Here is a 22,313-nt window from a genome sequence, read left to right as displayed (position 1 = left end):
ATTTCTCCTCCGCCATGGCAGGAGCTGACCTTATTACGTATTTCCCCGATTCAGGCCAGCAGCCACGGCCAGAAGTAACGCGGCCGCCGCCAGCCCACAGGCCAGCCAGAGTGTATCTGTCAGGGCCAACCTATCGACGATCAGCCCCCCGATCCAGGCTCCCAGCGCAATTCCGGCATTGAATACCCCGACATACAGCGCAGCGGCAATCTCCACGGCGCGGGGGGCGGCTTTCATCATCCAGGTCATCAGTCCGACCGAAAGCCCACCGTAAGCCAGCCCCCAGAAGATGACCACACCACTTCCTCCCGTGACCGATTGCCCGGCGGTAATGAACAGTAACGGCGTTAACACCAGCCCAGCCGCCATCACGATCAGGGTGAATATTGTATAGCGTGCTGCGGTGATACCCGCCAGAAAGTTACCTGCAACGCCAGCGATACCGTAGGCGAACAGGATGACACCTATCCCCTGCGTATCAAATTCTGACACTGAGATCAGGAGCGGGCGCACAAAGGTAAAGGCGACGAAATGGCTTGTTACGAGTAGTAAGGTCAGGAACACGCCCGCTTGTATTTTGCGGTTGCCAAGCAGAGCAATGAACTGGCTAAGGTTAGCCGAACCCGTAACGGGCAATGACGGAATCACCGCAAGGTGGAGTGCCAGCACCAGTGCGCTGAAAAGGGTCATGATGCCGAATGCCCAGCGCCAGCCCATAACATCGCCAATAAACGCCCCCAGGGGGACGCCCAATACCGATGCAGCAGCAACACCACCGAAGATGATGGCGGTTGCCAGGCCAATAGCCTTCTCCGGAACCAGACGCGAAGCAAGCCCCCCCGCGATGGCCCATATCCCACCCATGCAGAAGCCGAGCAGGATGCGGGCGGCGAGCATCACCATCAGATTAGGCGCCAGCGCGGAGGCAAGGTTTGCCACAACCAGCAACGCCAGCAGGCCACACAGTATCCACCGGCGATCTGTTCCACCCGATGCAATGACGACGAATGGCGCAAATAAAGCGGCCAGCAAGGCGGGCAGGGAGATCATCAGACCTGCGCTTCCTGTGGTCATGTTGAGCGTACCGGCGATGGCGGTCAGCAAACCCACCGGGAGCATTTCTGTTGTCACCACAGAGAACGTCGCCAGACCAACGGCGATAACCGCTGTCCAGGGGTTGCGAACGCATTGCATGGCAGAACATGTATTCATCATTCAGATCCTAAAAAGCGCACGCAATCAGGCGCGATAATCCTGTTTGTGCAGGGTTAAATAGCTTAAAAAGGCCATAAGCAGCACCACGGTGCCGGCACCTAAGGCGACGCAGAACCCCGCCCGGGCTCCCCCGCTGTCGACAACCTGACCGGCGAGGGCCGCGCCCAGCGCAACGCCTACATTCAGCCCGGCCAGCAGCCAGGTCATGCCCTCTGTGAGCTGGCTTTCAGCAACCTGGCGTTCAATAAGTGACATGGCCACGATCATGGTCGGGGCGAAAAAGAGGCCTGCCACCAGCACGGCTGCCGTCAGCGCAGTAAGATGGGTGACCAGTATCAGTGGGACCGTGGTCGTGGCCGTTGCCAGCCCGCCCAGCCACAACAGCCGGTGGAGTGGAGTTTTCAGTTTGAGCGAGCCATAGATCAATCCGGATAAACACGAACCCACGGCATAGGCGGATAACACCAGGCTGGCCGCAGCCGGGTGCCCCCGTTCAACAGCCCAGGCGACACTCACGATATCCACCGTGCCGACAATGACGCCCATCGCCACCATCAGCAGCGCCAGCCGCCGTACGCTGGTCATCCTGATGACCGAACCCGGGGCCATTTTGCCGCAGGAGACGGTCATTACCGGGGGTTCCGTTCCGCGCTGTAGCACCAGGGCAAACACCCCTGAAAACAGCAAAAGTGCGGCGAGCAGCAGACCCGACTGGGGAAACAGCGTGAGGGAAAGGCCAATCGAGAGGGGCGGGCCAACAATAAACGTCAGTTCATCCAGCACCGTTTCAAGCGAATAGGCTGTCTGCAAACGCGGCTGGCCCCGGTATAGCAGCGTCCAGCGTGCCCGTACCATGGCCGACATACTGGGCATAAACCCCGCCAGTAATGCGCCGGTAAACGGGACCCAGCTGGCAGCACGCCACCAGGAACAGGCGATAAGGATGACAAAACCAGCAACACTGATCGCCGTAGCTGCAGGCAAAACGCGGTGCTGCCCATAACGATCCACATAGCGGGAAATCTGCGGTGAAAGCAGGGCGTAGGTCAGAACAAAGGTGGCGGCCAGGGCTCCCGCCAGCGCATAGCCTCCGTACTGTTGCGAAAACAGAGTAATAATTCCGATGCCTGTCATCGGCAGCGGGATGCGTGCGAGCAGACCCGCCATAGCAAAATGTGCCGCGCCAGGCGCAGTAAAAAGGTCTCGATACAGATTAGCCATCATCATCTCCGGTAGCATTTGCTTGCCACAACGCGGTGACAAAGCGACAATACATACAACGCGTATGAATCCAATCGTATATTCATACGGAGTGTTTGTAAATAATCATTCATGTCGTATGTAAGGAGCAAAGTATGGTTCGCCGGACCCGCGCTGAAATGGAAGAGACAAGAGCCACATTGTTAGCCACTGCCCGTAAGGTTTTTCGTGAATATGGCTACGCTGATACTTCAATGGATGACCTGACGGCGCAGGCCGGGCTGACCCGTGGTGCGCTTTATCATCATTTTGGTGACAAAAAAGGCTTACTGGCGGCCGTTGTGGAACAGATCGATGACGAGATGGACCAACGCCTGCAGGCGATTTCCAGTGCTGCAGACGATCCGTGGGAGGGGTTTTGCAGCCGCTGCCGGGCTTACCTCGAGATGGCGCTGGAGCCTGAATTTCAGCGTATTGTGCTGCGTGATGCCAAAGCGGTGCTGGGGGGGGCTTCCCCTGAATCACAGCGTCATTGCCTGGCGTCCATGCGGGGCCTGATTCACGATCTGGTTCAGCAAGGTGTGGTGGAAGATGTCGACCCAGAGGGATTGGCCTCTCTGATTTACGGGAGTCTGGCAGAAGCGGCATTCTGGATTGCTGACGGTGATGAGAGCAATACGAAGCTGACACAGAGCATTACCGCGCTGAACCTGCTACTTCGCGGATTGCGACGGACTGGCTGACAATCAGGCTGACATGCGCGGGGAGGGGGGCCGCGACTGGTGACAAGCGATCATCAAGGCGTGTTGACCCGCGTTGATCGCAGAGTGGACGTTAAATTTCCTGGGGCTCTTTAGACGATGAGTCTGTTCCAGACTATTTTCCACTCTGTCCCAGTCACTGAATAACTGTTCCATAATCATTAAATATTTTCATCAACAGCACCCTGGGTATTCCCTTTGCGGAAATTCTGAAAGTCGTGCTCAGGCGCGAGGCAATAATAGCGGAAGTAAGTTTGTTACCGTCATAGGCAATGGTCATCTGCTTTCCGATGTTCTGCCGGGTCATGGTCGATAATTTCTTCCCACATTCATCGGTGAATCGCATGATGATATTCTCATTGTCCACTTCATCTGCCTCAACATATTCAATGGACTCTACACATCCAGAGTCGAAGGACGTCTTTTCCCCTGAGATCGAAAAATCAAAATCGCCTTTTGCTGCAACCGATGTCAATGGAATGAGTGCTACGATTAACAACGCCCCAGCTTTGATATGCATCATCATCCCCTTGTTTTTGATATAATTCTTAATCAACCCTAATAAAAGGAAGCCAATCGGCTTCTCATAAATTAGCATATCGCAATTTCAGCAACATCAGTTCCTGGCACACAGCAGGTATACACCTGCGGGATGTCCGCTTAGCGCGAAGAGCGGACATCAGGCTGGCACAAAAACTATTAGTCTTTGCCTCGCTAATCACGTTGATTCAGCTACACGCCTCTCAGTGTTGCTGATTCCCTCTTATTGAGCAGGCATAAGCATCACTAAGGAATCGTGTTCAACTGGAAGGTAAATGACTGATGATAAATTCAGGTTCATAAAAAACAGGAAAATTAACTGATCTTGCAATAAAACAGACTTTATGAATTTCATGGTGAATAGCCGTTGCAGCATCGAGATTTATACCGGCCTGAACCGTAATTTTTGGCCTGAGTATGGCTGAAATAAAGCGACCTGCCCCCCCTTTTAAAACCTCACCTGTGGCTACCGGTGAGTCTTCATAATCCAGCACAGTGATGCCAGCATCTGAGGCGAGATGCAGATACCACAGCATATGACAGGCAGAAAGAGAGGATATCAGGAGATCTTCAGGGTTCATTTTACCAGGGTCGCCGCCCAGCAGTGGGTCATTTGAGCAATGAATGGTTTCCTTTCCGGTTATGGCGATATCCCATGTCCGTGCATATGACTTATAGCCCGATGTGCCCGTGCCCAAATTCCCTGTCCACGAGATATGTGACGTATAAACATGTTCCATTAATTTGCCGAACCTCTCTAAATGATGAAGCTATACATTCAAAATCGCGAAGCATCGGCCACTTTTCTTGATTCGTAATGAACGATACGGGCATCTGCCTACAAGGTTGTCATAAAAGCTGAGTTTATGGAATAATGGTATACCATTTATTTTATAAAAAGTAGACTCAATGAGCATAGTTTCTCTATCAACCGCTGACATGCTTGCCCAGGAGCTTAGACGTTTAATTAACAACGGTTCATTGCAGGATGGAGATCGGCTGGTTGAAAGGGACCTTGCCAGCCGGTTTTCTGTCAGCCGTATTCCGTTGAGGGAGGCTATACAGCAGCTTCAGCGGGAAGGTTTAGTTGAGGTTTACAGAAACCGTGGAGCGGTAGTAAAAACACTTTCTGTCACCGATGTGGATGAAATTTACCAGCTCCGGGCTTTGATGGAAGGTGAGGCTATTTTTCAAAGTATGCAGTACATCGACTCTGAAACGATTAAACGAGCAGAGCTTGTCCATAAATTTCTGGGGAGTACATCGGACCCCGTACAGCAAGGTTTATATAATCGGGAGTTTCATGAATTACTGTACCGAAAGTGTAAAAATCAGCGTCTGCTGAAGATGATAAATGAGTTACAACAACAAATTGAAAGATATGAGGTTTTTCAACTTCGTTTAGTGTCGGATACCCTTAAATTTCAGGTAGAACATGAGCGTATTTTAAGCGCCTGTCAGCAGAACGACCCAGCCGGTGCGCGCGAATATACCGTCAAACACATTCTTTCAGCAGGGCTGACTCTGCAATCTTATATTCCTTGCCGTGAAATACCTGCGACATACTGATGCTAAATTAGCGTAATTTTACCGCTGTAACGTCCGCTTCTGGCACGAAGCAGACTGGCAAGCAGGGCGATGTCCACTGTGTGCCAACAGCGGATATTGTTCTCTTGCAACATTATGCGTTAATCACTGGGGATCAGGTCGTTCTTTAGTAGACCGATACGTTTTCTGAATGCCAGTTAAACGCAAACGTTGTGACTGGTAAGAGAGTTACTGACATAGCGGTGAATCACCAATGCTGGCGGGTCATTCGCAGGAGGAACATTTACTGTTCCAAACCAGACAGGATTAGCCGGGCAGACGGAGCCACAAATGTAGGCAGGTATGCCCGCAAACTTACCAGCTATTGGTCTGTGGACATGGCCTGTAGAAATGGCGAGTAATCTGCCCGGGGCGCATCTAATCAAATCTTCCATCTCAGGTAGACCTCTGCACATCGTTTCATCTAGCGTTGGTATGCCAGATGCAAACACGTGATGGTGCAGAAACAGCAATGACGGAGGGCTGTCTGCGTCGCTAAGTTGATTATCCAACCATTCCAGATGGTCAGCCACACTGCCGTAATCCTTATAATCAATCGTCGAATCCAGACCAATCAGGCGAATGCCTCCAGTGTCATGGACAAAGTGCAGAGCCTCTCCTTGGGCATCGTGCGCCCATCTATTCTCACCCCAAACAGAACGCATCATACTGCGGTCGTCAGAGTTACCTGCCAGGATCAACGAAGGATAATTTTGCTGATTCAGGCGGTCGGCTATCTGTTTATAACCTTCCTGCCAATGCCCATCCGTAATATCACCAGTAAGTATCAGTACATCCGGTTTCAGATGCGTAAGCCAATTTAGTACCTGGTCAAACCGAAACAGATGATCATTTTCGGGTGAGGCGTGAATGTCTGAAATCTGCGCTATCAGCATAAAGACCTCATACGATTACTGTGTGGGGAACAAGGCCGTGATTCATGGCCATGAACCCGGTTTCCAATTTCATGTTTTTCACCACTATGACAACAGTGGAAAGACTAATGAGGATCAGTAATTCAAAAGTTACGGTGAATCAGATTGGCTGAAAAGGCGGTCGGGAATTCACAATGAATCGCTAAGTTCAATTCCGACTGTTCAGAGCCAATGTTAGCAGGGATGCGTAAGGTCCGCTCCTCGCTCAAAGCTGCCTGTCAAAGTGGTCAAGCTCTACTACAGCTCAGAGGTACAAAAAACCACCTTAACGTACAATAATTTCCGATCTCCCAACTGACCCCTTTTTTGCTTATGAATGTTCCTAACAACATTTTCCCACCCAGAAACATCAGATAGCTCGCTCCAATGTATTTAATCTCGGTGAACATAACAACGGTCTGATCCAGACCGTAATCTCCACTCAGTTATCATGCCTTGTTGTGTGGTGATCCTCTGAATTGCCCCTTGTTAAAAATGACTTCAGGCTTTCACTACTGTTTATAAAGCCAGTGAAAATTGTGTAAGTGAGCTTATCACCCATTTTTACGAGGATGCTTTTATGAGTGACAGTGAAGGAACCATAAACGTGAGTGCTCCCGGAGGGGGCAATTATGGCCCGCCTGTCGGTGGCAATGGAAACAACGGTGGTCAGAATGGCAGTGGCGGGAATGCTTTATCCTCTGACGTGAAAACCCTCAGCGTGTTCGGGATGCCGGCCATCGCTGTACCCGTTAATGGCGTATGGGGATCACGCTGTTTGATACGGCAGCCATCGCCGGTGAAATCACCGCTGCAATAGCAGCTCGGGATAAGGCCCTGGCCGTTGCTCCCCTGTAGGCCTGAAGTAAACCAGGCAGGCGAGCAGCCCCTGAATATGGCTAAAGGGGCATTCAGGGGCCAGATGATGTCAGAGCAGGGTAAAGTATCTGACTGCGCCGTAAGCTCGACGTAGCCGCTTACAGCCTGATATATATTGCTTTCTCGTCCCTTCCTTATTCCTAATAGCGATGGTTCGCTACTATCGCTAAAGCAGATTCAACACTTCCCCCCAGGATATTGCTGACAATAACAGGAAACCGCTTTTCCAACGCTGATCAAGCATTTCGCTCAGCTTTTACGACACAGAGTATGCTCTGCCCGGCATTATCAATCCGGAGCCTTCCATGAAGAAAGCATTTCAAGTGCGCTTTCGTAGTTACCTGTCGCTTCAGCAGTGCGTAAATATTTGGCATTTTCAACGATAATTTCATGAGGCGTGGGATCGGCATACAAGAGACCTAGCGCTTCATCAAGGAATTCATCCAGGGGCATGGCATGTTCGTCATTTTCCTGTCCGAACAATGTAGTGCGTACCCCCGGAGGAGCCAACTCAATAACGCGTACGGGAGTGTCGCTAAGTTGTACCCGCAAGCCCGCCGTGAACGCATGTACGGCAGACTTTGTGGCACTATAGGTCATGGCTATCGGAAACGGAACAAACGCAAGAGAAGAGCTGACATTAATGATGAAGCTGTCGTTATTTTTAACCAGTTGGGGTAAGAACGCATATGTCATACGGATGGTGCCCAACAGGTTAATATCAACGGTCTGCTGTGCAATATCCACTGAGTCCGGATCCAGTACATTTTCGCTCAACATGATGCCTGCGTTATTGATGACAACGTTCAGTTCAGGGTAACGCTCTGCTGCAATTTTGCTTGCCCGGATAATGGATTCGGCGTCAGCAACATCGAGTTTGATTGCTTCCATACCCGAATAGTCGGCTGTCATTTTATCAAGTAATGCCTTACGGCGACCTGCCACAATGACTTTATTGCCAGCTTCATGGAAACGCACCGCGAGGCCCAGCCCAATACCCGATGTGGCACCCGTGATGAGAATCGTATTACCTGAAGTTTTCATGTGTTTCTCCGAGTAGATAAAAAGAGTAGAATAATAAACGGACAACTGTCCGATTCAGAAAAATTACCGGACAACTGTCCGTATAGCAAGGTTTTAATCATCCGAATGGGGGGAGTTGTGGCACCTAAAGAAAAAATGGAGCGTCCGGCACGCGCTGATGCACAGCAGAATCGCGAACGTATTCTGACTGTTGCGCTCCAGGAACTGACTGTTTCAGCTGACGTCCCGCTATCGACGATCGCGAAAAGGGCTGGCGTCGGACAGGCAACGTTTTATCGACACTTCCCGTCAAGGGAGGTACTGGTGATGGAGGTTTACCGCTATGAAATGCTGCAGGTCACTCAGTATGCAGAGTTTTTGCTCAAAACGCGTACGCCCGAGCAGGCATTGCGTGAATGGATAATCCGTCTTGCTGAGTATGCTATGACCAAAGCCGGCCTGGCTGATGCTATTCGGGGGGTATCGCTAGCTGTTGGCGGGAACTGTTCGGGGAATACGGGTTATGCTCCAGTGATTAATGCTGCACAGACGCTGCTTGATGCAAATAAGAAAGCGGGAACCACCCACGCAGGCGTAACCACGGACGATTTTTTCCTGGCAATTGCCGGGGTATGGCAGCTTGATTTTAATGACGACTGGCGGCCCCGGCTTACCTGGCTCATAAACATTGTTATGGCGGGGCTGCGCGCCGGTGCGCCACAACGTACCGTATGAACAGGCATCGCATCTGCGTTGTCAGGTTTTAATGCCTTTGAAGGTAACAGCAATGATGTGCCTGATGAAACAGAACAGTAAGTCCTGCTCACGACAATATAAACCAGACGACTTCTTTTTTTGCTGTCGCAATACATATCTTCCTGAAGAAACAGTAAGGATACATACAGTTAGTGAGTTTTAAAAAAACTGGCTACACGATTGAAAGCTTTCTTAGGAGCCCAGGGGGGCAGTTGTGTTGAACGAGGATCGCTATCCGGGAAAGTTTTTACAAGAGAGTAACTTACCATATCAAGGTCTTTATCTCCTTCACCGAGACGATATGCTGGGAAAGAAAAGATAAAGATAAAAACGGCCTCTACTCCGGCATTATACAAAAGGCTATTAACAATAAATGAATCCTTTCCGTGGTTCATCCAGCGCACACAGTCCCGCACGGGGCGTCTACAGCGTCCATTTTAATCCGTATCTTGTCCCTTACTTTGTCGGCATGCAGAACCGCTTTACCCAGTTCCGCCTGGGCGAAACCAGGGAGATCACCAGTCTGACCCTGATCCAACATCCTGCTCCATTCAGAAACAGAATCCCGGCATGATAAATACTCCCCTGAACGGAGGAGGTGCCGGTGAAAAAGTCACGATTCACCGAAGAACAGATTGTTTTTGCCCTGAAACAGGCTGCCCACTTGTATTCGTTGCCGCCCCGGGCTTTTCATTCAACTTAACGGGTGTACTCCAATGAGCCAGCTTTACAACTACAAAAATCCGCCTGCAAGTGCTGAAGACATCGCTATGGCTATGCAGAAGTGCGATATAAAACCGGACGCATGGATAATCCGATTCTGGGCGCAGTGCGACGGCGCGATGATCGAAGACCTTGTGATTATTCATTCCACGGACTCCATCGTTGAACGCCAACAGGCCTACGATATATCGGCGTCGTTTCCTGATCACCTGCTGATTGGTGACGACTCTGGCGGTCGCTTAGTATTAATGGAGCGTACGGCAGAGCCTCGATTTTACCTACAGGACTCGGGAAATCCTTTCATTGACGATGCAAAGGTTTTTTCATCCCTTGATGCATTGATCAAAGCAGTTGTTGAAGAGGACTGAGCATAACCACATGGTAGCGGGTGGCCTCCGGATCTTACAGAAAACGGATCTGTGGGCTTAACGGATGAGAGCGTGAGGAGGATTTGGCAGAGCAGGACGAATAACCCCCTGCTGTCGCTTCCGGAGCGCCGGTGACGGGCTTATAACCTGCATACAGCTGCCCCCCGTCCTGCCGGAATGTCCGCTTAGAGCGAAGAGCGGACATTATGTCTTAGAGAAGGTTTGATAAAATGGCGTTCGATCCGAACAGTTATCATTATCCGGCGATGAGCAATGAATCAAAGGCCGAATATAGCCTCAATTTCTATCGAGAGGTCAGGTGAAAAGAGGCGGCTGACTTCTACAAGCGAGCTGGCGGGCAGGTGATCACCGTAATTTCGGTACAGCACGTTGCGTAGCCCGTCTATCTCCTCAAAAGAGGTGATGAATATAGTCACTTTGATTAGTGCTGAAAAATCTGTCTCTTCTGCGCTGGCAATTTCCCTGATTTGGCTGAATATTTCCTCAGCCTGCTCAACAATACCTTCATGCTGTGCCGCTGTGCCAAACGCGGTCAGGCCGGAAATATAGAGCGTGTTGCCATGCTTTACTGAATGGACGTACGGCGCTTTTACTTCACCTAACGCACTGTAATTTTTTCTTACCAGATGACTCATGCCGATGGCCTTTTTGAAAAGGAACAGGCCACAACCATACCATTCTACTGTGAATGCTCAATCCTGATTAGCATAGTGTAAAGTATGTCATGTCCGCTTCTGGCGCAGGGCTGCTGTTACAGCCCAAAAAATCGTAGACTGCAATGCCCGGATAACGGACTGTGCTCTCTGGTTTCTTATGGCCCAACAGAAGCTGGAGCAGCCGGTGATGCTTGGTTTTCTTGTAAAGCAGGTGAGGTTTTGTTCTTCTTATGGAAGGTGTGCTGCACAGCGAATCTTCGGGGCCAGGCTTTGCTGCCCATCCATGAAAAATGCGATTGTATTGTCGGGTTAGCGATGTTGGCAAGATGTGCAGTGATGATATGAAGCCTCTTTATTCTTATTTTTTAAAATCAATCAGTTACTTTTGGCAGGCGACGGAGTTTTTCAAAGGCGGTCTGATCAAATGAACAGGTTGAAATGGGGGTTTATGGTCTGGCTGCTTGCTCGCGTACAAGCATGCGTACCTGCTTACCACGATAGTTAACATGATTTTGAAACTGGAAACCAAAGCGTTCAGCTAAATAATTTGAACGTTTGTTTTCTTCATCAATAATACAGCACACCGGAGAGGAGAATGTCCTGTCGGCCCATAGTAAAACTGCGGCCAGTGCTTCAGACGCATAACCGTTGCCACGAACTTCTGGAATCAACGTCCATCCAGCTTCAGGGTATTGCAACTCAGGCGTGATATCACGATGCGCATCCTGAAATCCAAACGCACCAGCATAACGGCCTGTCGTTTTTTCAAACACTGCCCAGTAGCCATACCCTAACGCCTGCCAGTGCCCGATATAACGTAATAAGCGGGTCCAGACCATTTCTGCCGTTGGATTTTCTCCGCCATTAATCTTCGCCATTTCAGGCGTCGCCCAGCATTCTCTGAGTGCCGGAAAATCATCAAGTGTAAATTGCTTTAAAATCAGGCGTTCTGTTTCAAGTTGAGGTGCTTGCTGTGTCATCATTATTTCTCCTTATCTTAGCGCCAGAGTTTGGCTAATATTGACCACCTTGCACAGCTCTTTTTCCAAAAATGCATATAACGGGAGCAACGTCCGCTTCTGACACCTGGCGGAGTGGGACAAGCCGTCTGCTGTGAGCGAGAAGCGGATGTTTAGCTTGCAGCAAGAAGGTGGCAACTTAGTCTTATTTCTTGAGCTTATGCCCATCCCTTGTTTTGCAGAACCACCCTGTATCTGTCGGAATCAACAAATGTCCTTCCGTTCACATCCCAGTATGGGTTAAATGACTTTGCCATTCTGAAACCGGCATTTTTCACTCTTTCGCAAGCATGTATCCATTCATCTTTATCCGGGTAATAAAGAACGAGTAAATCCTCCTCAGTATGCAAAGGGTGAACGGAATGGTGATGGCAAAAAGTGAATTCTATATGCCAGTCTAAATCTTCCCGCCCTAACATAACGCCATTGAAACCGTGATGATCGTTGAATTCAGCAATTTTGTGCAAACCCAGCCCCTGACTGTACATAAGAAAAGATCTCTCAAGATTAGTGACGGGTCTGGCAATACGCATATGAGTAAACATGTGGGGATCCTTGCGAAAAGACTGCATAAACGTTGGAGTCCGGCTTGAGTTTACACGCTATCATGTTTTTAATTTTCCCCTGAGAGCTCACGCTATAACACGCCTTGTTAACGTCCGCTTTCGGCACCAGGCAGACAGACTAACGGGACAAGCCGTCTGCTGTGAGCGAAAAGCAGGCTCATTAGCGTCGTCGCGAACAGCTTCTGCAAGCGACGACTCACTTCACCGCGACATGAGGCATGGGCGAAAAATAACGACAACGCGTAACGACATTAGACTGTCAGCCCGTAGTTTTCAGCCTTACGGCTGCGCTGTTTACGGCGGCCATATCCTTATACCCTGTATGCCCGGAGGTTTTCGGCGGCATAACTTACTCACGTTGACCTCATAGCATGTCGCAGCTGCCAACTAAATCTTCTTTTCCACCAACGGCTTTACCAAAATGTCCATGAATCAACTTGATTGCGCTGGTCGATCAATAATACTGTATATAAACACAGTAAATAATGAGAAGACAGTCATGATGTTTTTTAAGCCTGCCGATATTCACGCGATTGTCGCGTTACCCCTGTTTATTGAGCGCGTGCCGTGCGGATTTCCGTCTCCGGCCCAGGATTATGTTGAGCAGCGTCTGGATCTGAACCATCTGCTTATTGCTCACCCAAGTTCAACCTATTTTATCCGGGTCAGCGGGGACTCAATGATTGGCGCGGGGATAAACGATGGCGATATGCTGGTCGTTGACAGCGCACTGAATGCCGTGCATGGAGACATCATTGTCGCTGCCTTATCGGGCGAGTTCACCGTCAAGCAGCTGATCACCACACCCTCTCTTTCCCTCAGGCCGATGAACCCGGCGTATTCCGTTATTCCCATTGCTGACCCCGATCAGTTTGAGATCTTTGGCGTGGTGAAGCACGTCATTAAGACGATACACCGCTAATGTTTGCCCTGGTGGATGTCAATTCGTTCTACGCCAGCTGCGAAACCGTATTCCGGCCCGATCTGCGTGGCAAAGCGGTAGTTGTACTGAGTAATAACGACGGCTGTATTATTGCGCGCAGTGCCGAAGTCAAAAAGTTAAACATCCCGATGGGCGCTCCCTATTTCAAGCTTAAAGACCAGATAAAACAGCATAATATCCACGTCTTCAGCTCTAACTATGCGCTGTATGCCGACATGAGCCACCGGGTGATGACTACCCTTGAGCAGATGGCTCCCGCTATCGAAATTTACTCCATCGATGAGGCCTTTATGGATCTGACGGGCGTCCGCCAGTGCCGGATCCTTGACGAGTTCGGCCGGGAAATCCGGGAGCGGGTGAAGCGGGATACGCATCTGACGGTGGGGGTGGGCATTGCGCCTACCAAGACCTTAGCCAAACTGGCCAACCACGCAGCCAAAAAATGGACGAAGACCGGCGGGGTGCTGGATCTGTCGGATGTTGAGCGCCAGCGGAAGCTGATGGGGTTAGTCGCGGTCGAAGATGTGTGGGGCGTGGGGCGGCGCATCAGTAAGAGGCTAAATGCGATGGGCATCATCACGGCGAAAGATTTGTCGGAGCAAAGTACCAGCACCATTCGCAAACATTTCAATGTGGTACTGGAGCGAACCGTGCGTGAACTGCGCGGTGAGCCGTGCCTGACGCTGGAGGATCTGGCGCCCGCCAGGCAGCAAATCATGTGTTCACGATCGTTTGGCTCACGCATCACGGAATACGACGAGATGCGGCAGGCCGTGTGCGCCTATGCCGAACGCGCGGCCGCAAAGCTGCGGGAAGATGGCCAGTACTGTCGGTTTATCAGCGTTTTTCTGCGTACCAGCCCCCATGCGGAAGGCGAAGTGTTCTATGGTAATCAGGCCTCTGGCACGCTGCTGACGCCCTCGAACGACACGCGGGATATCCTTCGCGTGGCAACGGAGGCACTCGACCGGATTTGGGTTGAGGGGCATCGTTATATGAAAGCCGGGGTGATGCTGGGGGACTTTTTCTCGCAGGGCGTGGCGCAGATGAACCTGTTTGACGCCTCCCCGTCGCCCCTCAACAGCGAAGTGCTGATGGGGGTCATTGACAGACTGAATCAGTCAGGAAAAGGCAAAGTGTGGTTTGCCGGACAGGGCATTGAAAAAGCCTGGGCGATGAAGCGGGAGATGCTATCGCCCGCTTATACGACCCGCTACGCCGATCTGCCGGTGGCGAAATGAGCGCCCTTATCTGGCGTTAATCAGCGATTTTGATCACGATTTTACCGAATGCGCCGCGCGACAGATGTTCAAATGCTTCAATCGCCTCGCTGAAGGGGTACACCTTTTCAATCACCGGCACGATATTGTGCTGGTTCAGGAACGGATTCATGCGGTCAAATGCGGCGCGCGGCGCCACGGCAATGCCCCGCAGGGTGGTCTGACGGAAAATCACTGACATCAGATCCAGCTCTGCGGTCTGGCCCGTCAGGAAACCCACCTGGGCCACCGTGCCGGCCACTTTTGTTGCCTGAACGGACTGGTTGATCCCGTTACCGCCAGCCACTTCAACCGTGATGTCAGCCCCTTTACCGCCGGTCAGTTCAAGGACTTTCTTTTCCCAGTCGGGATGGGTTTTATAGTTGATGCCTTCATCAGCGCCCAGCGCTTTAATGCGGGCAAGATTTTCATCGTTGCTGGAGGTGGCGATCACCCGTGCGCCGTAAGCATGGGCGATTTGCGCGGCAAACACCGATACGCCGCCCGTCCCCTGGACCAGCACGGTCTGACCCGGCTGCAGATTTCCCACCTCCATCAGCGAATACCAGGCGGTCAGTGCGGCGATCGGCAGCGTTGAGGCTTCCTCATCCGTCATATTCTCCGGGGCCTGTACCGCGCTGTCTTCATGAATAATCATGTATTCAGCGAGGCCGCCGGGCAGCGGCATTCCTGTACACCAGTCGGGCTCATCCGCGGCGGGTTCGCCGTCAAGCCAGCGTGAGTAGAGATGGGAATTCACGCGATCGCCGATGCCGATGCGGGTAACACCTTCTCCGGTTGACACGACCGTACCGGCGGCGTCAGAGACGGGAATGAGGGAGGCGGGGACCCGGTGAGGCTCGTAGAATCCCTCCACAATGGCTTTATCACGAAAATTCAGTGACACTGCACCTACCTTCACCAGCAGTTCACCCGGACCCGGCGTCGGAACAGGAACGTCTTCCAGCTTGAGGTGGTTAAGGCCAAAATCTTTCAGTAACCATGCTTTCATCGTTGTGCTTCCTCTTAATCATCGGTGTCGGGAGGGGGCTGAAACATTCAGCCCCGGTCAGACTCCTGAGCCACCCATTGCCGGTCAGGATAGTCACGGCAGGGGGCGGGAAAAAGAGGCGCCCGGATACTTCAGTGTTACTGTTAGTGAAACAATGCTCACCAGCGGGGCACGCGATCCCGGGTATAATGTGTGAAAGGCGTCGCGCGATGTCGGTTCATCAGGAAGGTGAAGAGGTATGATGCATCCCACTATGCTTGATTCAATGAAGGTGTTTGTTCAGGTCGTCGAATTGCGCAGCTTTACCAAAGCTGCGGATGCACTGCAACTTCACCGCCCTGCGGTCACCCGGGCGATCCAGCAGATTGAGGCGGATCTGGGCGTTAAGCTGCTGCACCGCACCACGCGCAGCCTGAGCCTGACGGCAGAGGGGGAGGCGTTTTATCAGCGGGCCAGGCTGCTGCTGCTTGAGGTCAGCGATCTCATGGCGTCATTTTCCCCCACGCAGCCGCCCCGGGGACGTTTACGTATCGACGCGCCGCTTGCCCTGACGCATGGCATTCTGGTGCCTGCGCTGGCTGATTTTCAGAGCCTTTACCCTGATATAGAGATGGTGCTGACCGCCTCTGACCGCAAGGCCGATCTGGTCGCTGAGGGGATTGACTGCGCAATCCGCCTCGGCGAACTGGATGATTCCAGCTTTATCTCCCGGCGGTTAGGCCGTGTGCGGATGGCCACCTGCGCCGCGCCCTCGTATCTGGAAAAATACGGTACGCCGCTGACGCCAGACGACCTGATACACCACAAGGCGGTTAACTTTTTCAGCGAACACAGTCGTGAAGTGATGGCGTGGAATTTTGTCGTCGACGGCGAGACGGTGGCGCGACGTCCTGGCAGCAGTATGCTGGTCAACAATTCAGACGTCCTGCTTTCCTGTGGTCTGGCGGGGTTAGGAATGCTTCATGCGCTACGCACCGCTCTGGAACCGTCTATCGCTACCGGCCGGTTGCAAGAGGTGCTGACGCCATACGCCACCGTGACGAAACCGGTGTCCATTTTATACCCGGACAGGCGCTACCTTTCGCCTAAGGTCAGGGTCTTTATCGACTGGTTTTCCGCGCTATTTGCCAGCCAGCAGGGCGTCTGATTTCCACCGGCCGGCGCTACCGTCAGGGCAGAGGGATACGGGCGTCCCGTTGATGCCATCGCGCCAGCACAATGCCAGGCAAACAAAGGCTGATAATCACCAGAAAAGCCACCAGTGGCCCCCCCATCAGCAACAGAGCAAAGAGTAATGCGGCGTTCATACTGTTCCTTAACGATCCGTTAATAGCACCGGGTTTATGCTGTTCCAGTGCCAGCAATGTTGTTTTGATCGCGATCACAACTTGTGATGCTGTTTTTGTGGCCCGGCTCACGCGTACGCAAAACCTGAGTTAACTTGATAAAACAGCGTTACTGGCATATCGGCGGTAATCGTTTTTCAGCCCGGCTTTGGCCGGGTTTTTTTTATCCCTGAATCGGTAAGAGGGTGCAGCAAAGGGGGCTATATGGTAGCAACATTCACAGCAGTGAGTCTGGGAGCCGCGGTGACCTCGGGATCCAGTCTGGTCGGGTTTATCGGTACAACCGATTACGGTGTCATGTTCGGCGCGTTTGCGGGTGCGGTGTTTTATGTGGCGACGGCGGCGGATATCCAGGTTATTCGTCGCGCTGCATACTTTTTGGTGTCGTGGATCGTGGGTATCTATGGGGCAGGTCTGGTGGGAGCGAAGCTGGCACAGCTCCTGGGTTACAGCGATAAGCCACTGGATGGTCTGGGGGCGGTGCTGCTGTCAGCCCTGGCGATAAAAACGCTGACATTTTTCAGCCAGCAGGATCCGGCAAGCTGGCTTGCACGCTGGAAAGGAGGGCATCATGGTAACAAGTGATCCTATGGTCATCATTAATGTGGTGGTGTGTTCGGCCATTGTGCTGCGGCTGATGTTTTTCTATAAGGCAGGAGCCAGGCATCAGCGCTGGGCGTCGTGGCTGGCTTACCTGATTATTCTGGCGTATGCCTCTGTACCGTTCCGCTTTTTGTTTGACGTTTATGCCCATACGCACTGGGCTGCGGTGACGATTAACATGATATTTTGTGCCGCTGTCTGGCGGGCAAAAGGCAATGTCGCCCAGGTTTTCGAGGTGCTGCGTCCACGGCGCTGAAAGGAAAGGGGGAAAGAACAGCGTCTTCGCGTGCAGACAGATAAACCCGCCGCAGAGCGGGTCATTACCGCACCAGTAGAACCATAAAAAGCAGGGGCATTCCGGACGCGCAGGCGGTTTTCTGGAAATAACTGGATGTATTTTATACTGCCCGTCTTCTGTAATGGCCTGATCTTACGCTTTTTTTATAATTAACTTATTGAAAGACAACATGATAATAATTTAAATCCTGAGGTGGGGTTGTGATGACGTCATCAGGCTACGTAAAATAGATCCAAAAGTTAAATCAGGAGAAGATCGTGTCTGAGTCTGTATCTGGCGAACACCCATTTGAACGGCTTGAAGAAGCCAAAAATATTGCCCTGGGCTGGCGTATTGTGGGGCAGATGCCACCACAAACCCTTGAAGAAGCCATTCAGATGCTGCATGACAGTTCGGCGTTTGCCGCAAAAGTCCACGATCTGCTGACTGAAGAGCTGGCAGCGAACGCCCGCCGTTAAAGTCTGCTGACCTGACTGACTTACCGCTGCGCGGCTTCCCGTTGATAACGGTAGCGTGACCACTCCTCCCAGCAGTGTTCCGGGTCGGTATCACTAAAATTTTGTGAGCGATCGAGCGCGCTGGCAATCGTATCGGGAATGGTTACACAGACAACAGAATCGCGCAGCGTTTCCACCTCTTCTCGTGTCAGTCTCGTCCCTTTCTGCCGCTCAGCATCACTGAGTAATCCCATAAGTGAAGGTATATAGATAGTGGCCATAGTTGTCCCGATGATTACCTTATTATTGTGCTGGTTAATTTTTCGGCAGCTGACGGGGAAACTTTAGGCGCAGAGGCAAGGTAGAGTCGTGGCTGACAACAGGAAAGGCGATTTCAGACAAAAAAAAGCCCGCTAAGAGCTTGAGTGCGGGCCAACACCAGGGAAATTGATGAGTTAAAGGATAGGATGATTTCCAGCGAATGCCAGTAAACCATCCTCATCATCCTGCCCTTTCATCAATTTTTTTGACCCATCCAGCGATATTTGCATCAGAATTCTTCGGATACCATCCACTGATCGGCTTCATCAAACATCTCTTCGATGATGCGCAACAGCGTGGACTTATCACTCTTACTGGCGTCACTCTTCACACCATTAGCCTGCATGGGTTTCACTTTGACCACGGCGTCAGGAAACACTTTCTGTACGCGTTTTTCCAGTTCATTAAGGATAAGCTGCTCGGCATTGGCCAGACCGGCTACATTGCGCTTGTCATAAATCAGTTCAACAAACATTTTTTCTCCTTGTGCATTTTTGCTGGATAAAAATACAGGTATCTCAGGCCAGGTACAACATTATTTCTTATCTGAGGTCAATAAAGGCAGCAAACAGCCTGACGGGACGGGGAACGGGCTGAAAAGAGGGTTCTTTTGGTTTTCTGGCGGGGCTAAAATAACGGCTTCAGTACCGGAAGCATTGACGCAAAGGAAACCAGCAATGACACAAAATATTTATGATAACCCGGATTTTTTCGCCGGTTATGCCACGCTGAATCGCTCAACACTGGGCCTGGAAGGCGCCCCGGAGTGGCCTGCGGTACAGGCGATCCTGCCCCCGTTAAAACAGCGTCAGGTGGTCGACCTGGGCTGTGGTTATGGCTGGTTTAGCCGCTATGCCTGTCAGCAGGGGGCCGACGCCGTACTGGCAATCGATGTGTCGGAAAAAATGCTGGCGAAAGCGGTCTCGCTGGGGGATAACCCGGCGATTGACTGGCGGCGTGCGGATCTGGAAACATTAACCCTGCCCCCGCAGCGCTACGATCTGGCATGGAGTGCCCTGGCGCTGCATTACGTGGAAGCGCTGCCGGCGCTGTTGCAGACGGTATTTGCCTCCCTGAAACCCGGCGGGCAGTTCATTTTCACCGCCGAACATCCGATCTACACGGCTCCCCGTAACCCGGGCTGGCTGAGTAGCGGAGAACAGCAGAAATGCTGGCCGCTCAGTGACTATCAGCGCGAAGGGCAGCGGGTGACTAACTGGTTTGCCGACGGGGTTATCAAGCAGCACCGCACACTGGGAAGCTGGATCAATCACCTTGTTGCCGCCGGGTTTACCATTGATTCGCTCAACGAGTGGGGCCCCACGCCGCAGCAGATCGCGCAGCAACCTGCGCTGGCAGAAGAACAGGAGCGGCCAATGCTGTTTATTATGGCGGTCACCCGGCCCAAAGCCTGATCAGTGGATGCTGGTATGCTGCGCGGAATGGCGCAGATCCAGCACGTTATTCTCTGCCTCATCCAGCAGTGCCAGCCACTGGCGCACATCCACCTCCTGCCACGCCTGGTGGCCGAGAGTGGTTCCCATCAGTATCACATCCGGGCGTAACGCCCGATAAAATTCCAGTGTCTGCCGCAGGTCGTTTTCATTACTCTCCTCCACCAGCACCGTCACCCAGCGCCCCCGGTGTAAAGTGACAGTGTCACCGACAAACAGGTAGGTCTTGCCATAGGGTGACGCATAAAGATAGCTGGTGCTGCCGGGGGTGTGCCCGGGAGTGGGAACCACATGAAAACTGCCGCAGTGAACCTCAGCCGTATGAAAGGTGGCATCGGCTTCGGCGAAGTGGCTGACCTGGCCTAACGCCCGTGCATGGCAGTACAGCGCTGAATTAAACCGCTGTTGTAATGTTCGCGTGGCAGGGCAGGCCTCATGACAGTGGGTCAGATAATGACGGATGAGGCCGCCGCGATCGGCAATCGCCTGCTGGTCTTCCGCGCTGCTCACCCGCGAAATCAGTAAATTCCCGCGTAAATGCTGCAATAAAAAACCGTGCATAACCTGGACCGGTTCATCCTCACTGGCGGGAAACTCGGGGGTGGATACCCAGAGATCTTCATACAACTGTTTCATTATTATTGTGCTCCCCACGATCAGCGCAGCACGGGATGTCCTGATAGTTGAAGCGAGGCCGCGGTATCCTCCACCGTCAACAGGCCTGGGGAGCCCAGGGGCAGAGTGACGGTATCGGCACTGTGGCCAAACTTCAGACCAGTGACCACTGGCAGGCCGGTCAGATCGCGTATCAGGTTCCAGACGCTGTTGAAATCGTAGCCGTTGTCGTAATCCGTCGAAGTGGTTCCGCTAAAACTGCCGGTAACAATGGCACTCTGGCGGGAGAGAATGCCGCATTGATGCAGTTGCAGCAGCATACGTTCAATGCGAAAAGGGTGCTCATTAACATCCTCGATCACCAGAATCCCCCCCTGAATATCAGGCATCCAGGGGGTGCCAATCAGCGAGGCAATCATCGCCAGGTTACCGCCCCAGACGGTGCCAGCGACCTGAACCTGTTGTGATACTGTCGTCCAGTTTACCGTTAATTGTGGCGAAGTGAGCGCCCGCCAGAAGTGGTCGACGGTAAAATCAGACAAAACCTCAGAGCCGAAATTGCCCGCCAGCATCGGTGCACTGAAACTGGGTAGCCCGTTTTGTGCCAGCAGTGCCAGCTGAATCGCGGTGAAATCGCTGTGACCGCAGAGGGCGAGGGGCGCGTCCAGCAGGCGCTCATGAAGGGCCGAATAATTGATAAACGGCAGCAAGCGCGTGGCACCATAGCCGCCGCGCACGGCCAGAACAATGTCGGGTAAGACGTCAAGCGTTGCTAATCCGTTGATATCGGCCAGACGCTGACGATCGCTGCCAGCGAAACGCTGTTCACGACGGGCAATAATGCCGCTGTTATTCACTCGATGGCCATCCGCTTCCAGCCGGGCGACGCCGCGCGCCGCTGCAGCAGGATTGTGGCAGTAGCCAGAAGGGGCAACCAGATGAATAGTACGTGGAATTGTTGACATAACGCTCACTTTGATGATTTTTTATGCGTGCGCAGTGAATTAATGGTAATTCAGTGCGGTCGAATAACGTCGATGATGACGAATTGCTGCCGTGAAGTCATCCGTAGGCCGCACAATTTAAGAGTGACGGCAATTTCCTGAAAGTGGCAATTCCGTATGATAGTCATGAAGCTAAGGCTCAGAGGATAATATAAGCGTGAGAAAAAGCGTGAAAACAGCGGCGATCATCGCAGCATTATTGCTGGCAGGCTGTGCCAGTGAACCCCACAGAAACATTGTCCGGCAGACCGACACCCCCTTAACACAGGCTCCGCCTTCACAGGTGGCCAGTGCCTGGTCCATGATGACCGAGCAGGCGGCACAGCGGAATGGCGTCGATCAAAAACTGGTTGAAGCGATCATTGCCGTGGAATCGGGCGGCAATCCAACGGTTGTCAGCAGGTCGAATGCCGTTGGATTGATGCAGATAAAGGCTTCAACGGCCGGTCGTGAGGTGTATCGTTCTCAGGGCCTGCGCGGGCAGCCGACGAAATCAGAGCTGCGCGATCCAGTGAAGAATATCGACATTGGCACCGCGTATCTGCGCATTCTGCAGGAGCAGCAGCTGGCGGGTATACGGGACCCGAAAACCCTGCGCTATGCCACCATCGTCTCCTATGCCAACGGGGCCGGGGCGTTACTCCGCACGTTCTCCCGCGATCGCGATCGGGCGATTGCGATGATTAATGCGATGACTCCGGAAGCGTTTTATCAGCATGTGCAGAATAAACATCCGGCGGCTCAGGCGCCGCGCTACCTGTGGAAAGTGACTACCGCTTACCGCACCATCTGA

At 52.3% G+C, this 22,313-nt stretch carries 27 protein-coding genes and 2 pseudogenes; 13 read left to right on the top strand and 16 right to left on the bottom strand.

Annotation, left to right across the window (positions count from 1 at the left end; genetic code table 11):
* Positions 1–33: 33 nt before the first annotated feature.
* Together EPE01S_RS05720 and EPE01S_RS05715 are read right to left on the bottom strand one after the other, a co-directional pair.
* The gene (locus EPE01S_RS05720) at positions 34–1,212 is read right to left on the bottom strand and encodes an MFS transporter (protein WP_062743629.1); all 1,179 of its coding nucleotides are present in this window, start codon (positions 1,210–1,212) and stop codon (positions 34–36) included.
* 27 nt (positions 1,213–1,239) lie between these two features.
* Positions 1,240–2,436: an MFS transporter gene (locus EPE01S_RS05715; protein ID WP_062743628.1), complete on the bottom strand. Its 1,197-nt coding sequence runs from the start codon at positions 2,434–2,436 to the stop codon at positions 1,240–1,242.
* A gap of 134 nt (positions 2,437–2,570) precedes the next feature.
* Between EPE01S_RS05715 and EPE01S_RS05710 the strand changes: the two genes are divergently transcribed.
* Positions 2,571–3,158: a TetR/AcrR family transcriptional regulator gene (locus EPE01S_RS05710; RefSeq protein WP_062743627.1), complete on the top strand. Its 588-nt coding sequence runs from the start codon at positions 2,571–2,573 to the stop codon at positions 3,156–3,158.
* Positions 3,159–3,312: 154 nt separating this feature from the next.
* Here EPE01S_RS05710 and EPE01S_RS05705 read toward each other — a convergent pair whose 3' ends face one another.
* Together EPE01S_RS05705 and EPE01S_RS05700 are read right to left on the bottom strand one after the other, a co-directional pair.
* On the bottom strand, positions 3,313–3,774 hold the full coding sequence (locus tag EPE01S_RS05705) for a SecDF P1 head subdomain-containing protein (protein ID WP_062743626.1): 462 nt from the start codon (positions 3,772–3,774) through the stop codon (positions 3,313–3,315).
* 202 nt (positions 3,775–3,976) lie between these two features.
* Positions 3,977–4,456, bottom strand: a complete 480-nt coding sequence (locus EPE01S_RS05700; RefSeq protein WP_033768219.1) for an OsmC family protein — start codon at positions 4,454–4,456, stop codon at positions 3,977–3,979.
* Positions 4,457–4,625: 169 nt separating this feature from the next.
* On the opposite strand from EPE01S_RS05700, the gene EPE01S_RS05695 reads away from it, so the two are divergent.
* The gene (locus EPE01S_RS05695) at positions 4,626–5,285 is read left to right on the top strand and encodes a GntR family transcriptional regulator (protein WP_062743625.1); all 660 of its coding nucleotides are present in this window, start codon (positions 4,626–4,628) and stop codon (positions 5,283–5,285) included.
* Between the two features lie 176 nt (positions 5,286–5,461).
* Here EPE01S_RS05695 and EPE01S_RS05690 read toward each other — a convergent pair whose 3' ends face one another.
* Together EPE01S_RS05690 and EPE01S_RS05685 are read right to left on the bottom strand one after the other, a co-directional pair.
* Positions 5,462–6,199: a metallophosphoesterase gene (locus EPE01S_RS05690; protein WP_062743624.1), complete on the bottom strand. Its 738-nt coding sequence runs from the start codon at positions 6,197–6,199 to the stop codon at positions 5,462–5,464.
* A gap of 1,185 nt (positions 6,200–7,384) precedes the next feature.
* The gene (locus EPE01S_RS05685; protein ID WP_062743623.1) at positions 7,385–8,140 is read right to left on the bottom strand and encodes an SDR family oxidoreductase; all 756 of its coding nucleotides are present in this window, start codon (positions 8,138–8,140) and stop codon (positions 7,385–7,387) included.
* Between the two features lie 117 nt (positions 8,141–8,257).
* On the opposite strand from EPE01S_RS05685, the gene EPE01S_RS05680 reads away from it, so the two are divergent.
* The 3 genes and pseudogenes from EPE01S_RS05680 to EPE01S_RS05675 all read left to right on the top strand — a co-directional run bounded on the left by EPE01S_RS05680 (position 8,258) and on the right by EPE01S_RS05675 (position 9,966).
* A complete protein-coding gene (locus EPE01S_RS05680) occupies positions 8,258–8,854 on the top strand; it encodes a TetR/AcrR family transcriptional regulator (RefSeq protein ID WP_157075996.1) in 597 nt (198 codons plus the stop codon).
* Between the two features lie 396 nt (positions 8,855–9,250).
* Positions 9,251–9,398 (top strand): annotated as a pseudogene (locus tag EPE01S_RS24050) (replication initiation protein RepE); the annotation flags it as partial.
* Between the two features lie 193 nt (positions 9,399–9,591).
* Positions 9,592–9,966: a hypothetical protein gene (locus EPE01S_RS05675; protein WP_062743621.1), complete on the top strand. Its 375-nt coding sequence runs from the start codon at positions 9,592–9,594 to the stop codon at positions 9,964–9,966.
* 278 nt (positions 9,967–10,244) lie between these two features.
* Here the strand turns inward: EPE01S_RS05675 and EPE01S_RS05670 are convergent, their stop codons facing one another.
* The 4 genes and pseudogenes from EPE01S_RS05670 to EPE01S_RS05660 form a co-directional block, all read right to left on the bottom strand.
* Positions 10,245–10,622 (bottom strand): RidA family protein, encoded by a 378-nt coding sequence (locus tag EPE01S_RS05670; RefSeq protein ID WP_062743620.1) that lies wholly within the window; start codon positions 10,620–10,622, stop codon positions 10,245–10,247.
* 67 nt (positions 10,623–10,689) lie between these two features.
* Positions 10,690–10,953, bottom strand: a pseudogene (locus EPE01S_RS22765) (site-specific integrase); the annotation flags it as partial.
* A 136-nt stretch (positions 10,954–11,089) separates the two neighbouring features.
* On the bottom strand, positions 11,090–11,626 hold the full coding sequence (locus EPE01S_RS05665; RefSeq protein WP_062743619.1) for a GNAT family N-acetyltransferase: 537 nt from the start codon (positions 11,624–11,626) through the stop codon (positions 11,090–11,092).
* Positions 11,627–11,820: 194 nt separating this feature from the next.
* Positions 11,821–12,207 (bottom strand): VOC family protein, encoded by a 387-nt coding sequence (locus tag EPE01S_RS05660; RefSeq protein WP_062743618.1) that lies wholly within the window; start codon positions 12,205–12,207, stop codon positions 11,821–11,823.
* A 520-nt stretch (positions 12,208–12,727) separates the two neighbouring features.
* Here EPE01S_RS05660 and umuD point away from each other — a divergent pair.
* Both umuD and umuC read left to right on the top strand, forming a co-directional pair.
* The gene (umuD, locus tag EPE01S_RS05655) at positions 12,728–13,150 is read left to right on the top strand and encodes a translesion error-prone DNA polymerase V autoproteolytic subunit (protein WP_062743617.1); all 423 of its coding nucleotides are present in this window, start codon (positions 12,728–12,730) and stop codon (positions 13,148–13,150) included.
* A complete protein-coding gene (gene umuC / locus EPE01S_RS05650; protein WP_062743616.1) occupies positions 13,150–14,412 on the top strand; it encodes a translesion error-prone DNA polymerase V subunit UmuC in 1,263 nt (420 codons plus the stop codon). The genes umuD and umuC overlap by 1 nt, the downstream gene beginning before the upstream one ends.
* Positions 14,413–14,428: 16 nt before the next feature.
* On the opposite strand, the gene EPE01S_RS05645 is transcribed toward umuC, so the two are convergent.
* Positions 14,429–15,442, bottom strand: a complete 1,014-nt coding sequence (locus EPE01S_RS05645; RefSeq protein WP_062743615.1) for a zinc-dependent alcohol dehydrogenase family protein — start codon at positions 15,440–15,442, stop codon at positions 14,429–14,431.
* Between the two features lie 241 nt (positions 15,443–15,683).
* On the opposite strand from EPE01S_RS05645, the gene EPE01S_RS05640 reads away from it, so the two are divergent.
* Positions 15,684–16,589 (top strand): LysR family transcriptional regulator, encoded by a 906-nt coding sequence (locus tag EPE01S_RS05640; protein ID WP_062743662.1) that lies wholly within the window; start codon positions 15,684–15,686, stop codon positions 16,587–16,589.
* 22 nt (positions 16,590–16,611) lie between these two features.
* Here the strand turns inward: EPE01S_RS05640 and EPE01S_RS23385 are convergent, their stop codons facing one another.
* Positions 16,612–16,749, bottom strand: coding sequence for a hypothetical protein (locus tag EPE01S_RS23385; protein ID WP_157075995.1), 138 nt, complete (start codon positions 16,747–16,749; stop codon positions 16,612–16,614).
* A gap of 243 nt (positions 16,750–16,992) precedes the next feature.
* On the opposite strand from EPE01S_RS23385, the gene EPE01S_RS05635 reads away from it, so the two are divergent.
* The 3 genes from EPE01S_RS05635 to EPE01S_RS05625 all read left to right on the top strand — a co-directional run bounded on the left by EPE01S_RS05635 (position 16,993) and on the right by EPE01S_RS05625 (position 18,147).
* The gene (locus EPE01S_RS05635; RefSeq protein ID WP_062743614.1) at positions 16,993–17,373 is read left to right on the top strand and encodes a putative holin; all 381 of its coding nucleotides are present in this window, start codon (positions 16,993–16,995) and stop codon (positions 17,371–17,373) included.
* A complete protein-coding gene (locus EPE01S_RS05630; RefSeq protein WP_062743613.1) occupies positions 17,360–17,647 on the top strand; it encodes a phage holin family protein in 288 nt (95 codons plus the stop codon). Before EPE01S_RS05635 ends, EPE01S_RS05630 begins: the two co-directional genes overlap by 14 nt.
* Positions 17,648–17,946: 299 nt before the next feature.
* On the top strand, positions 17,947–18,147 hold the full coding sequence (locus tag EPE01S_RS05625; protein ID WP_062743612.1) for a hypothetical protein: 201 nt from the start codon (positions 17,947–17,949) through the stop codon (positions 18,145–18,147).
* Between the two features lie 20 nt (positions 18,148–18,167).
* On the opposite strand, the gene EPE01S_RS05620 is transcribed toward EPE01S_RS05625, so the two are convergent.
* Both EPE01S_RS05620 and EPE01S_RS05615 read right to left on the bottom strand, forming a co-directional pair.
* Entirely contained in the window at positions 18,168–18,407 is a 240-nt protein-coding gene (locus EPE01S_RS05620; RefSeq protein ID WP_062743611.1) for a hypothetical protein, read from the bottom strand.
* 269 nt (positions 18,408–18,676) lie between these two features.
* Positions 18,677–18,922, bottom strand: a complete 246-nt coding sequence (locus EPE01S_RS05615) for a DinI-like family protein (RefSeq protein WP_062743610.1) — start codon at positions 18,920–18,922, stop codon at positions 18,677–18,679.
* A gap of 202 nt (positions 18,923–19,124) precedes the next feature.
* Between EPE01S_RS05615 and EPE01S_RS05610 the strand changes: the two genes are divergently transcribed.
* On the top strand, positions 19,125–19,862 hold the full coding sequence (locus tag EPE01S_RS05610; protein ID WP_062743609.1) for a class I SAM-dependent methyltransferase: 738 nt from the start codon (positions 19,125–19,127) through the stop codon (positions 19,860–19,862).
* Here the strand turns inward: EPE01S_RS05610 and EPE01S_RS05605 are convergent, their stop codons facing one another.
* Both EPE01S_RS05605 and ldcA read right to left on the bottom strand, forming a co-directional pair.
* Positions 19,863–20,537, bottom strand: a complete 675-nt coding sequence (locus EPE01S_RS05605) for an MBL fold metallo-hydrolase (protein WP_062743608.1) — start codon at positions 20,535–20,537, stop codon at positions 19,863–19,865.
* A 20-nt stretch (positions 20,538–20,557) separates the two neighbouring features.
* Positions 20,558–21,481 (bottom strand): muramoyltetrapeptide carboxypeptidase, encoded by a 924-nt coding sequence (ldcA, locus tag EPE01S_RS05600; RefSeq protein ID WP_062743607.1) that lies wholly within the window; start codon positions 21,479–21,481, stop codon positions 20,558–20,560.
* Between the two features lie 196 nt (positions 21,482–21,677).
* Between ldcA and emtA the strand changes: the two genes are divergently transcribed.
* Positions 21,678–22,313, top strand: coding sequence for a membrane-bound lytic murein transglycosylase EmtA (gene emtA, locus EPE01S_RS05595; protein ID WP_084344162.1), 636 nt, complete (start codon positions 21,678–21,680; stop codon positions 22,311–22,313).

It is taken from the genome of Erwinia persicina NBRC 102418, from assembly GCF_001571305.1.
GTDB lineage: Bacteria > Pseudomonadota > Gammaproteobacteria > Enterobacterales > Enterobacteriaceae > Erwinia > Erwinia persicina.
Note: the sequence above shows the minus strand (reverse complement) of the source record. Positions and strands in the feature narration are given on the sequence as shown.